Consider the following 12,946-nt stretch of genomic DNA (forward strand, 5'->3'; position numbering starts at 1 on the left):
ACCCGGCACCTGCTCAGGCATGCCGATGCTGAAAGTCTCCGGCGTCACCAAACTGGAAGACGGGACGGCATTTAACTACTCGTGTAGCTACAACCGCGCCGACAAGTTCAAAATCAAAAATAACTGGGTGGGAAAATAAAAGCCTGATGACCAGGCTCTAAGAAAAAAGCGCCTGAATCCAGGCGCCTGAGAACGGAAAATCAGAAGAAGTATTTGAAACGGAGACGCGCGCCGTAACGGTCGTCGTCGTCGGTATAATTCTCCGGATTGCTGTTATCGCTGTTAATCATCGAATAATAAGCGCCGAGATAAATATTAAAGTTCTGCATATCCATCACGTTCGGAATTAAATAAGACGCGTGAATGGTATGAATATCGTAAGTGCCCTCATTGTAGAACCAGTCATTATCATCGTGATCGATCAGACCGTTAAATTCGTCGATCTTGTTATGAGCATAGATATAGCCCAGTTCAAAGCGCTTCCACAGAGCGTTGGCCGCCGCCGTAAAATCTTTTTCGTTATCCGCATCGAGATAAGCGGTGTTCAGGTTAAACACCAGGCCATTTTCCGGATCGGCTTTCAGACCGTTCCAGGTCATCGTCATACCGTAACCGGTACGATCGGACTGATCGACAAAGTTGCCCTGAGCATCGGTATATCCATAGGCGTTATTGATAACGTTCGATTCCATGGCCGCAGAAATCGTCAGCGCATCCACCGGTGTCCAGGCGACGACCGGGCGCAGATAAGCCACGTTTTTCTCCTGCGACATTTCACGACCATGATAGCGGCTATCCTGATAAAGCGAGGTACCATCTTCCAGCAGGGTATTTAACTCGAAATACCAGTTATCGAGCTGTTTGCTCATCAGGAAGCTGCCGCCGGAATCTGAACGGCCACGACCTTCTTTCATCATGTAGATATAGCCGCTACCGTCATCATACAAATCGTTGGCGGTATGCCCTGAATGCTCAACAAAGGTATCCTGATTCAGCGGGAACATATCGTAAGCTTCGAAACGACCGACTTTTACTTTCCAGTCATTTTCCTGACCGAAGAAGAAAGCGGCGTCATCAAGATTGACCGAACCCGTCATGTCAGCCAGCGGTTGCGCTGAGAAACCGGCGAAATAGCCGTTATCCAGCTTACGCATACCGTCAAAGCCCAGTAGGATGCGTCCGTTCAGATCCCAGCGTTCATTGGTTGGGTCGCCCACATTCGAATTGGTTGCCGCCAGCACGCCTTTGTTGCTTTCCGCATCCATGTTGAATTCCACGTCGCCGTAGATTTTCAGATCGCCATAGCCGGAGAGCACCAGGTTAGGGGTGGTGGCGTTCTTTTTGGTCTCTTGTGCGGGCGTAGTGCCGTTGACTGGCGTATTCCCCTGAGCAACTTTAATTTCCTGGATCTCCGCAGCCTGCTGTACCTGCAATTGCTGCACCTGATTTTCCGCTTTTGCCGCGCGGTTTTCCGCAGCTTCCAGCCGAGCCTCCAGCTGTTCGAGCCGCTGTTCCAGAGTCATTTTTTGCGTTTTAGCAAAGCCATTATTTGCCACTAATAATAGACCTATTGCTAAAGCTAACGTCGATTTCTTCATTATTTGCTTTCCTTGAAATAAAGATCGTCCAACGTCTTCCGACCGGAAGACGCGCAACATGCAAATCTAAAAAATATTTTTATAGGTAATACGATACCGATGACTGAAATAAATTCAGAACATTAAAACGTGGCACCAGTGCAGGCTAATATTTATTATCATACTGATTTTATTATGTGTAACGTAGATATAATTAAGAATGTGAGGGATATAACAATAGTGCTGAAATTAACGAAAAATAATAAAAACAATTTTATATGAATAACAATAAAATATAATTAAAAATAATAAAAGCGCGAACAATAATCGCCGCGCCTTTATTTAATAAGCGTTCAATTAACTCTGCTCAGAAACCAGAATCGCCTGAGTGTCAGGCTCCAGTGCTTTAAAGATATGCGCTTGATCGGCAGGGTAACAAATATAATCGCCCTCACCTAACTCCTCCGGCGCTTCCGTCAATCCCACCATCGCCTTACCCTGCGTTACGATAATATGTTCAACCGATCCCGGTGGATGCGGTTGTGAAATACGATCCGCGCCCGGCTGCGTCAGCAGCAGATAGATATCCCGCCGCGCACCCGGTGGGCAGGCGGCCAGTAAAATGGCCTGATAGTGGGCCTGCTCAGCCACGACTTTTGTCCCTTCGCCGCGGCGAATCACCTGCGTTTTTTGCTCCTGCGGTTCCAGCAAGCGCGCAAAGGGAATATCTAACGCCACACACAGCGACCAGAGCGTTTCCAGGCTAGGATTTCCATTGCCCGCTTCCAATTGCGAGAGTGTCGATTTTGCAATCCCCGCGCGACGGGCAATCTCCGCCAGCGACAAACCAGTGCGCTGACGTTCACGCACCAGACTTTTCGCGATCATACTGATGGGCTGGGTCATTCACGACTCCATGTTTTTTATATCGAACGAATTGTTCGACTTGTAAAGCCAATTGGTCGCGTTCATTATAATGGAAACTCGTTCGATATGGCTAAAACGGTATGAAACATTATTTTTCCAGTCTCAAAGGCGACACGATAAAAGCAATATTTTTAGTCTGTCTGGCCGTCGGTGTAGTCGGCATGTCATATGGCTCGCTGGCGATGGCCTACGGCTTCCCGCTGTGGGTACCGTTTGTACTCTCTATTACTGTGCTGGCGGGCGCGTCCGAGTTTATGTTTATCGGCATTATCGCCAGCGGTGGTAATCCACTGGCGGCTGCGGCTGCCGGTTTACTGGTTAACGCCCGACATGTGCCGTTCGGCGTCACCGTGCGCGATCTGGTAGGCACCCGGGCTGCCAGTTTCCTCGGCTGTCATATTATGAACGACGAAAGCGTGGTCTTTGGCCTGTCGCAAAAAACGCCTGAGCAACGTAAAGCCGCCTACTGGCTGTGCGGTCTGGGCGTCGCAATTTTCTGGCCTGTTGGCACCCTGATCGGCGCAGGCGTCGGCAAACTGCTCCCTGCCCCGGAAACCATCGGTCTGGATGCCGTCTTCCCTGCCATTCTGCTGGCTCTGGTCGTCCCGGCATTCAAAAACCGCACTACGCTGATTCGTGCCTGTAGCGGCGCGGCGCTGTCGCTTGCCGCCGTCCCCTTTGCGCCGGTCGGTTTACCGGTTTTGCTCTCACTCTTTGGCTTACTGACGAGGAAAAAATAATGGGCAACATGACGCTGTTTATCGTCGGTATCGCCATGTTATCTCTGGGAACGTATTTAATGCGTTTAGGGGGAGCCAAGCTTGGAAGCCGTTTAGCGTTCTCAGAACGCTCGCAGGCGCTGCTTTCCGACGCCGCAACGGTATTACTGTTCTCCGTTGCGCTGGCGACCACCTTTTACGAAGGCGAACACTTTGCCGGAATGGCGCGCGTACTCGGCGTGGCTTTTGCGGTATTTCTCGCCTGGCGTAAGATGCCGCTGATCGTGGTGATCGTTGCCGCCGCGGTGGTAACCGCGCTGTTACGAATGGTGGGTATACACTAACTATATAATCACCCTGGCGAAATATTCATCAGGGTAATCACCTGTAGCGTTATGTGTTTTACCCCACAAAACCAGGCGCTAACTCTGCCTCAAATTGTCACTTCCCGCTGACATATTGCTGCTCATCTCTTCACCATCTCACCGTTAAAATCAAATCAAACAGTTTTTAACGGAGTCCCACCATGACAGCCCTTACAGCTAACTGCATTGACCTGAATATTCAGGGGAATAGCGTTTATGCCATCCTCAAGCAACTGGCGAATATGGCGCTTCAAAATGGCTACGTCTCTGACCGCAGCGCCTTCCTGCAAACGCTGCTGATACGCGAAAAGCTGCATTCCACCGGCTTTGGTTCGGGCATTGCCGTCCCACACGGTAAAAGCGCCTGTATCACACGCCCCTTCGTCTTGTTCGCGCGCAAATCAGAAAAAGTGGACTGGAAAGCCAGCGACGGCGAGGACGTTAACTGCTGGATCTGCCTCGGCGTGCCACAAACCGGCGAGGACGCCCAGGTCAAAATTATTGGCACCCTGTGCCGCAAAATCATCCACCAGGATTTTATCAACCAACTGAAACAGGGTGATGCCAGTCAGGTACTCACTTTGTTAAATCAGACCTTAACCTCATAGGGAAGCGGCTATGGAGTCATCCTTACGTTTAGTGGCGATCACCAACTGTCCGGCGGGTATCGCCCACACTTATATGGTGGCAGAAGCACTGGAGCAAAAAGCGCGCTCGCTCGGCCATACGATTAAAGTCGAAACCCAGGGCTCAAGCGGCGTCGAAAACCGACTGACCAGTGAAGAAATTGCCGCTGCCGATTACGTTATTCTGGCTACAGGGCGCGGCCTGAGCGGTGAAGACCGGGGGCGTTTCGCCGGGAAAAAAGTCTATGAAATAGCCATTTCCCAGGCGCTGAAAAATATCGACCTGATTTTTACGCAGTTACCGACTCATTCACAACTTTTTGCCACTGATAGCAGCGTGAAGCTGGGAAAACAGGAGGTCCAGCACGGTAGCGTGATGAGCCACCTGATGGCTGGCGTTTCCGCCGCGCTGCCGTTTGTTATTGGCGGCGGTATTCTGGTTGCCATCGCTAATATGCTGGTGCAGTTCGGTTTGCCCTATGCCGATATGTCGAAAGGTGCGCCGTCGTTCACCTGGGTTGTTGAATCCATCGGCTATCTGGGCTTCACCTTTATGATCCCCATTATGGGGGCATACATCGCGTGGTCGATTGCCGATAAGCCCGCTTTTGCCCCGGCGTTTCTGGTGTGTTACCTGGCGAACGATAAAGGTCTTCTCGGCACCCAGTCCGGCGCGGGGTTTCTCGGCGCGGTCGTACTCGGACTGGCAATTGGCTACTTTGTGCTTTGGTTTCGCAAGGTTCGGCTCGGCAAAGCGTTGCAGCCGCTGCTCGGCTCCATGCTAATCCCGTTTGTCACTTTGCTGGTGTTTGGCGTACTGACTTATTACGTCATCGGCCCGGTGATGTCCGACATCATGGGGGGGCTGCTGCACTTCCTGAACACCATTCCACCATCAATGAAAATGGGCGCAGCCTTCCTCGTTGGCGCAATGCTGGCATTTGATATGGGCGGGCCAATCAATAAAACGGCCTGGTTCTTCTGCTTCTCACTGCTGGAAAAACATATCTATGACTGGTACGCCATCGTCGGCGTGGTGGCGCTGATGCCGCCCGTCGCGGCAGGTATCGCTACCTATTTAGCGCCAAAACTGTTTACCCAGCAGGAGAAGGCCGCCGCCAGCAGTGCGATTGTGGTGGGTGCCACCGTCGCCACCGAACCGGCAATCCCCTATGCGCTGGCCGCGCCGCTGCCGATGATTACCGCCAATACGCTCTCCGGTGGTATTACCGGCATGCTGGTCATCGCCTTTGGAATCAAACGTCTCGCGCCGGGTTTAGGTATCTTTGATCCGCTGATTGGCCTGATGTCTCCGGTGGGGTCATTTTACCTGGTGCTGGCTATCGGTCTGGCGCTGAATATTTCGTTAATTATCATCCTGAAAGGATTGTGGCTGAAACGTAAAGCCGCACAGCAGGAGCTTGCCCATGAACATTGAGTTACTTCAGCAGTTATGCGAAGCCAGCGCCGTCAGCGGTGATGAGCAGGAAGTTCGCACTCTTCTCATTAATGCGCTGGATTCCAGCGTCGATGAAATCACTTTTGACGGCCTCGGCAGCTTTGTCGCACGCAAGGGCAACCGTGGGCCGAAGGTTGCCATCGTCGGTCACATGGATGAAGTGGGCTTTATGGTCACGCATATCGACGAAAGCGGCTTTTTGCGCTTCACCACCATTGGCGGTTGGTGGAGCCAGTCGATGCTGAACCACCGGGTCGCCATCCGTACCCGCAAGGGCGTTAAAATCCCTGGCATAATCGGCTCCGTGGCACCGCACGCCTTAACGGAAAAGCAGAAACAGCAACCTCTGACATTTGACGAAATGTTCATCGATATTGGTGCCAACAGCCGCGAAGAAGTAGAAAACCGCGGAATTGCGATCGGTGATTTCGTTAGCCCGGAAGCCAATTTCGCTCGCTGGGGCGAAGATAAGATCGTCGGCAAAGCGCTGGATAATCGCGTCGGCTGCGCCCTGATGGCCGAGCTTTTACAAACCGTGAATAACCCTGAAATTACCCTGTACGGCGTGGGCAGCGTGGAAGAAGAAGTGGGTCTACGCGGGGCGCAAACCTCAGCGGAGCATATCAAGCCCGATGTGGTTATCGTGCTGGATACTGCGGTTGCGGGCGATGTGCCCGGAATCGACAGCATTAAATACCCACTCAAGCTTGGCGAGGGCCCAGGGCTGATGCTGTTCGATAAGCGCTATTTCCCTAATCAGCAGTTGGTTGCCACATTAAAAGCGTGTGCAGAAAACAGCGGTGCGTCATTGCAGTTTTGCACCATGAAAACCGGGGCGACGGACGGTGGACGCTATAACGTTATGGGCGGCGGTCGTCCGGTGGCGGCACTATGCCTGCCGACTCGCTATCTCCACGCCAACAGCGGCATGATTTCCGCATCGGATTACGACGCGCTGTTTACGCTGGTGCACGAACTGCTCACCTCGCTGTCGACCGAAAAGGTCCGCGCGTTTACTGACTTTCGCCGGGAGAGTTAATGCTTTCGGAACGCCAGTTAAAATTGGTGGATCTTCTTGAACAGCAGCCGTGTTTGCTGGGCGACCTGGCGCGGCAAACTGGCGTTTCAGGCAGAACCATCCTGCGCGATATTGACTACCTCAATTTTACCCTCAGCGGTAAGGCCCGCATTCAGCCCGGCGGCAGTGCGGGCTATCAGTTGGAAATTGTCGACAGACGCGGTTATTTTCAGCTTCTGCAACGCCATGATAATGATGACCGGTTGCTGGCCTTTCTTCTGCTCAATACCTTTACACCGCGTGTACAGCTGGCTTCGGCGCTCAATTTACCTGAAACCTGGGTGGCCGATCGTCTCCCACGGTTGAAGCAGCGCTATGAGCGCGCCTTTTGTCTTGCCAGCCGCCCGGGCGTCGGTCATTTCATTGATGAACCGGAAGAAAAGCGCATTATCCTGTTGGCGAATCTGCTTAAAAAAGATCCCCTCTTAATTCCACTGCCGGGTATTACCCGAGACAACATCGACAGGCTCAATGCAGCATGTGAAAAACTTAATGAATTCCCGCTCATCTCGGGAGAGTACCTGGCAAGTCTGGTGCTGGCCGTCTATGCCCTGCGTAACCAGCTCTCCGGATCATGGCCGGAGTGTCGGTATGTTTCACTGAAAAATGCGGTGGAACAAGGAGGAGTCTACCTGGGCGAGAACGCCTTCAGAACACTGATCGGCCTTCTGGAAATCAGACAACAGCAGGCAATGACAATTTCTGCCGATGCGGTGACCTTGTTGTTAAAAAGCGTTCCCGGCATCGCTGCGTTGAACGTTATCGATACCCAACTGGTTGATAATATTACCGGCCACCTGCTGAGATGCGTGTCTGCCCCGGTTTGGGTACCGGAACATCGCCAGAGCAGTATGCACAACCTGAAGTCGACCTGGCCTGCCGCCTTCGATTTGAGTCTGCGTTTTATTGCCCTGTTGCGTGAAAAACTGGATATCCCACTGTTCGATAGCGACCTCATCGGGCTTTACTTCGCCTGCGCCCTGGAGCGCCATCAAAACGAGCGCCAGCCGGTCATTTTGTTATCCGACCAGAATGCTATCGCCACCATTAACCAACAGGCCATTGAGCGAGATGTTCTGAATTGTCGGGTGGTCATTGCGCGAAATACGAGTGAAGTCAGCGCCATCAGTGAAGAAATCACCCCACTGTTAATCATCAACAATAGTCACTATTTACTTGATGAATCTATAAAAAACACCTTAACCATCAAGAATATCATCACCTCTGCGGGTACCGAGCAGATTAAACACTTCCTCGCGACGGCCTTTATCCGCCAGCAGCCCGAACGTTTCTTTTTACAGCCGGGCAGCTTCCATTACGCCAATATGAAGGCCGAAAGCTGGCAGAGTATCATCGGCCGGATCTGCGGCCAGCTTGTGGCACAGAGCCATATCACCGAGGACGAAGCGCTGCGCATTTGCGCCCGGGAGCATGAAGGTGAAAACCTGATCGTGAATCGCCTGGCGATTCCTCATTGCTGGAGCGAACAGGAGCGCCGCTTTCGTGGTTTCTTTATTACCCTCGCACACCCTATTCTGGTGAATAACGAACCGGTCAGCCATGTCCTGATCGCCTGTGCCGCCGCCGAGGCGCGGCATGAGCTAAAAATCTTCAGTTATTTATCCAGCGTGCTGAGCAGCCATCCGGCAGAAACTATTGCGGGATTGAAAGACTATAACGCGTTTATCGCATTGCTCAGGCAGTGAATGCCGGAAATGAAAAAAGCGCCTCAAGGGCGCTCTTTCGACAGTACTGAGGTATCTTATTTCAGCAGTTCAGCGGTCATGTGCACGCGGTTGCCGGTGTATGCCTGAGTGATTTTATAATCGCTGGCACCTGCACGTTCAGCCTGAGCGGCAATTTTTGCTTCAGCGCTTTCCAGTGTAGAACCAGTTGCGGTAACTGTCTGAGCAGCGAAAGAACCGAAAGAAGTAGCCAGAGCGATAACTGCGACAAAAGTTTTGATGCTTTTCATGATATAAACCCTTTAACTTAGTTGTTTGATTAAGGCACCGTGCCTTGATGTGATAAATAATAGCCATCTCATCGCACAACTAAAAGCGGAAGGATTTGTCAATCTTATTCAAATTAATTGAATACTGGTTACTCAGTTATCAGACGCTCGGGATGTGTATAAATCGTCGCCCGGCCCGGTTTGCAAAAACCCACCAGCGTCAGGTTACAGCGTTCGGCAACTTCCACAGCGAGCGTTGTCGCCGCAGAAACAGCAAACAGGATTTCCACGCCGCACATTGCCGACTTCTGCACCATCTCGTAGCTGGCGCGGCTGGAGACTAATACCGCGCCCTGCTGCCAGGTTTCCCCTTCGATCGCACGTCGTCCCAGCAGTTTATCCAGCGCAACATGACGTCCAACATCTTCATGTCCACCCGCCAGATGACCTGACGGCTGTACCCAGGCAGCCGCGTGCGTGCAGCCTGTCAGTTGCCCAACAGGCTGGAAATCAGGGAGATGCCTTAAGGCGTTATCGAGATGCGCCAGATTGAATGTCTGGGTAAGCGGCAGCGGCTGGACCGGTTTGCCAATATCATTAAGTTGCTCCACGCCACAAACACCGCAGCCAGTCCGACCGGCCAGCGCGCGACGATGCTCTTTCAGCCCCATAAAGCGCCGGCTGGACAGCTCAACCTGCACTTCTAATCCGTTGCAGGAAGGCACCACGTCCATCCCGTAAATATCTTGCGAGGACTCAATAATGCCTTCAGAAAGTGAAAAACCCATCGCAAAGTGCTCAAGATCTTTCGGTGATGCCATCATCACCACGTGTGAAATCCCGTTGTATACCAGTGCCACAGGCACTTCTTCAGCTACCTCATCTGGCTGAGGATGTTGCAAGTCCTCGCGCTTCCAGAGGGTCAACTGACGAGATCCTGTCGGAGATGTCACATTCTTGATGTTTTCTTGAATAATCTTATTCACTTTCTTTTAACCGTATTGGAACACGCATACCAACATTGTGGTATTCTTTACAAACCCCTCCTGGACGGAGGGAAATTCACCCAATTCTGGACCTTTGCGGTCCCGTCCGCAAAGAAAAATAACAACCACTTCCCTCGCGTTCGCGTTATAGGAAAACGAAGGGAACGTGACAATGTCGAAACAAGGAGCGAACCATGCAGGTCAGCAGAAGGCAGTTCTTTAAGATCTGCGCTGGCGGTATGGCAGGCACCACGGCAGCGGCACTGGGCTTTGCACCCGGCGTAGCGCTAGCGGAAACACGGCAATATAAATTGCTGCGCACCCGCGAAACCCGTAACACCTGCACTTACTGTTCCGTTGGCTGTGGACTGTTAATGTACAGTCTCGGTGACGGAGCAAAAAACGCCAAAGCATCCATCTTCCATATCGAAGGGGACCCGGATCACCCGGTTAACCGTGGCGCACTGTGCCCGAAAGGGGCAGGACTTGTGGACTTCATCCACTCTGAAAGCCGCCTGAAATTCCCGGAATACCGCGCACCTGGCTCTGATAAGTGGCAACAGATTAGCTGGGATGAGGCATTTGACCGCATCGCTAAGCTGATGAAAGAAGATCGCGACGCTAACTACGTTGCACAAAACGCCGAAGGCGTAACCGTTAACCGCTGGCTTTCCACCGGGATGCTGTGTGCTTCCGCTTCCAGTAACGAAACCGGCTATTTAACACAAAAATTCTCCCGCGCGCTTGGTATGCTCGCGGTCGACAACCAGGCACGCGTCTGACACGGACCAACGGTAGCAAGTCTTGCTCCAACATTTGGTCGCGGTGCGATGACCAACCACTGGGTCGACATTAAAAACGCCAACCTCGTTGTGGTGATGGGCGGTAACGCCGCTGAAGCTCACCCGGTCGGGTTCCGCTGGGCGATGGAAGCCAAAATTCACAACGGCGCGAAGCTGATTGTTATCGATCCGCGCTTTACGCGAACCGCGGCGGTGGCTGATTTCTATGCTCCGATTCGTTCCGGTACTGACATTGCTTTCCTGTCAGGCGTTTTGCTGTACCTGCTGAACAACGAAAAATTCAACCGCGAATACACTGAAGCCTATACCAACGCCAGCCTGATCGTGCGTGAGGATTACGGTTTCGAAGATGGCCTGTTTACCGGCTACGACGCGGACAAACGCAAGTATGACAAAACCAGTTGGAACTACGAACTGGATGAAAAAGGCTTCGCCAAACGCGATGTCACCCTGCAACACCCGCGCTGCGTATGGAACCTGCTGAAACAGCACGTCTCCCGCTACACGCCGGACGTCGTAGAAAATATCTGCGGTACGCCAAAGGCCGACTTCCTGAAGGTCTGTGAGTACATCGCAGAAACAAGCCGCCCAGATAAAACCGCGTCGTTCCTGTACGCACTGGGCTGGACGCAACACTCCGTTGGTGCGCAGAACATCCGTACCATGGCGATGATCCAGTTGCTGCTGGGCAATATGGGGATGGCAGGCGGCGGCGTTAACGCACTGCGCGGACACTCTAACATTCAGGGTCTGACCGACTTAGGTCTGCTGTCACAAAGCCTGCCGGGCTACATGACGCTGCCAAGCGAGAAACAAACTGACCTGCAAACTTACCTTGCCGCCAACACGCCAAAACCGTTGCTGGAAGGCCAGGTGAACTACTGGGGCAACTACCCGAAATTCTTCGTTTCGATGATGAAAGCCTTCTTTGGCGATAAAGCGACAGCAGAAAACAGCTGGGGCTTCGACTGGCTGCCGAAGTGGGATAAAGGGTACGACGTCCTGCAGTACTTCGAGATGATGAACCAGGGCAAAGTGAATGGCTATATCTGCCAGGGCTTTAACCCGGTCGCATCATTCCCGAATAAAAACAAGGTTGTGGCTTCACTGTCCAAACTGAAGTTCCTGGTCACCATCGACCCGCTCAACACAGAGACCTCCACCTTCTGGCAGAACCACGGTGAGTCGAACGATGTTGACCCGTCGAAAATCCAGACCGAAGTATTCCGTCTGCCGTCCACCTGCTTCGCCGAAGAGAACGGTTCTATCGTCAACTCCGGTCGCTGGCTGCAGTGGCACTGGAAAGGTGCGGATGCCCCGGGGATTGCCGTTACCGATGGTGAAATCCTCGCCGGTATCTTCCTGCGTCTGCGCAAGATGTATGCCGAACAGGGTGGCGCGAACCCGGAACAGGTGCTGAGCATGACCTGGAACTACTCCACACCACACGAACCGGCTTCGGAAGAAGTGGCGATGGAGAGCAACGGAAAAGCCCTGGCCGACATTATCGACCCGGCCACCGGTGCCGTTATCGTCAAGAAAGGCCAACAGCTTAGCTCGTTCGCCCAACTGCGTGACGACGGTACCACCTCCAGCGGCTGCTGGATTTTTGCCGGTAGCTGGACGCCGGAAGGCAACCAGATGGCACGTCGCGATAACGCCGATCCGTCAGGCCTTGGCAATACGCTGGGCTGGGCATGGGCGTGGCCGCTCAACCGCCGCATTCTGTATAACCGCGCCTCCGCAGACCCACAAGGGAATCCGTGGGATCCAAAACGTCAGATCCTGAAATGGGACGGGGCGAAATGGAGCGGGATGGATATTCCAGACTACAGTGCCGCCGCGCCGGGCAGCAACGTTGGGCCGTTCATCATGCAGCCGGAAGGGATGGGACGTCTGTTTGCTATCGATAAGATGGCAGAAGGTCCGTTCCCGGAACACTACGAGCCGTTTGAAACGCCGCTGGGGACTAACCCGCTGCACCCGAACGTTATCTCTAACCCTGCCGCACGTATCTTTAAAGGTGACGCGGAAGCACTGGGTAAAGCGGATAAGTTCCCGTACGTCGGTACGACCTACCGTCTGACCGAGCACTTCCACTACTGGACTAAGCATGCGCTGCTTAACGCTATCGCCCAGCCGGAGCAGTTTGTGGAAATTGGCGAGAAGCTGGCGAATAAGCTCGGTATCTCTCATGGCGATACCGTCAAAGTCTCCTCTAACCGTGGCTACATTAAAGCCAAAGCGGTGGTGACCAAACGTATTCGCACGTTGAAGGCCAACGGTCAGGATATCGACACTATCGGTATTCCGATTCACTGGGGCTACGAAGGTGTGGCGAAAAAAGGCTTTATCGCTAACACGTTAACGCCATTCGTCGGTGATGCGAACACGCAGACGCCGGAATTTAAGTCCTTCCTCGTGAACGTGGAAAAGGTGTAACGGAGACGAC

Annotated in this window: 11 protein-coding genes; 7 read left to right on the forward strand and 4 right to left on the reverse strand. The window is 52.8% G+C overall.

Annotated elements, in window-relative coordinates; genetic code table 11:
• Positions 1–200: 200 nt before the first annotated feature.
• Complete coding sequence (locus tag HV345_RS22855; protein WP_016157885.1) at positions 201–1,598, reverse strand: carbohydrate porin; 1,398 nt, start codon at positions 1,596–1,598, stop codon at positions 201–203.
• A 336-nt stretch (positions 1,599–1,934) separates the two neighbouring features.
• On the reverse strand, positions 1,935–2,483 hold the full coding sequence (locus HV345_RS22860) for a helix-turn-helix domain-containing protein (protein WP_016155192.1): 549 nt from the start codon (positions 2,481–2,483) through the stop codon (positions 1,935–1,937).
• Between the two features lie 101 nt (positions 2,484–2,584).
• Between HV345_RS22860 and HV345_RS22865 the strand changes: the two genes are divergently transcribed.
• The 6 genes from HV345_RS22865 (at position 2,585) to HV345_RS22890 (ending at position 8,457) form a co-directional block, all read left to right on the forward strand.
• A complete protein-coding gene (locus HV345_RS22865; RefSeq protein ID WP_181636095.1) occupies positions 2,585–3,244 on the forward strand; it encodes an AzlC family ABC transporter permease in 660 nt (219 codons plus the stop codon).
• Complete coding sequence (locus HV345_RS22870) at positions 3,244–3,567, forward strand: AzlD domain-containing protein (protein WP_016155190.1); 324 nt, start codon at positions 3,244–3,246, stop codon at positions 3,565–3,567. The genes HV345_RS22865 and HV345_RS22870 overlap by 1 nt, the downstream gene beginning before the upstream one ends.
• A gap of 182 nt (positions 3,568–3,749) precedes the next feature.
• Positions 3,750–4,196: a PTS fructose transporter subunit IIA gene (locus tag HV345_RS22875; RefSeq protein WP_181636096.1), complete on the forward strand. Its 447-nt coding sequence runs from the start codon at positions 3,750–3,752 to the stop codon at positions 4,194–4,196.
• Between the two features lie 10 nt (positions 4,197–4,206).
• Positions 4,207–5,652, forward strand: coding sequence for a PTS fructose-like transporter subunit IIBC (locus HV345_RS22880; RefSeq protein ID WP_016157882.1), 1,446 nt, complete (start codon positions 4,207–4,209; stop codon positions 5,650–5,652).
• Positions 5,642–6,712, forward strand: coding sequence for an aminopeptidase (locus HV345_RS22885; protein WP_181598699.1), 1,071 nt, complete (start codon positions 5,642–5,644; stop codon positions 6,710–6,712). Before HV345_RS22880 ends, HV345_RS22885 begins: the two co-directional genes overlap by 11 nt.
• Entirely contained in the window at positions 6,712–8,457 is a 1,746-nt protein-coding gene (locus tag HV345_RS22890) for a putative frv operon regulatory protein (protein ID WP_137367529.1), read from the forward strand. Before HV345_RS22885 ends, HV345_RS22890 begins: the two co-directional genes overlap by 1 nt.
• Positions 8,458–8,513: 56 nt before the next feature.
• On the opposite strand, the gene HV345_RS22895 is transcribed toward HV345_RS22890, so the two are convergent.
• Both HV345_RS22895 and fdhD read right to left on the reverse strand, forming a co-directional pair.
• Positions 8,514–8,726, reverse strand: a complete 213-nt coding sequence (locus HV345_RS22895) for a DUF1471 domain-containing protein (RefSeq protein WP_003825262.1) — start codon at positions 8,724–8,726, stop codon at positions 8,514–8,516.
• A gap of 128 nt (positions 8,727–8,854) precedes the next feature.
• The gene (gene fdhD / locus HV345_RS22900) at positions 8,855–9,691 is read right to left on the reverse strand and encodes a formate dehydrogenase accessory sulfurtransferase FdhD (protein ID WP_181636097.1); all 837 of its coding nucleotides are present in this window, start codon (positions 9,689–9,691) and stop codon (positions 8,855–8,857) included.
• A 194-nt stretch (positions 9,692–9,885) separates the two neighbouring features.
• Here fdhD and fdnG point away from each other — a divergent pair, with 194 nt between their 5' ends.
• The gene (gene fdnG / locus HV345_RS22905) at positions 9,886–12,936 is read left to right on the forward strand and encodes a formate dehydrogenase-N subunit alpha (protein WP_088583081.1); all 3,051 of its coding nucleotides are present in this window, start codon (positions 9,886–9,888) and stop codon (positions 12,934–12,936) included.
• The last annotated feature ends 10 nt before the right edge of the window (positions 12,937–12,946 follow it).

The organism is Citrobacter sp. RHBSTW-00986 (assembly GCF_013783065.1).
Classification (GTDB): Bacteria; Pseudomonadota; Gammaproteobacteria; order Enterobacterales; family Enterobacteriaceae; genus Citrobacter; species Citrobacter braakii.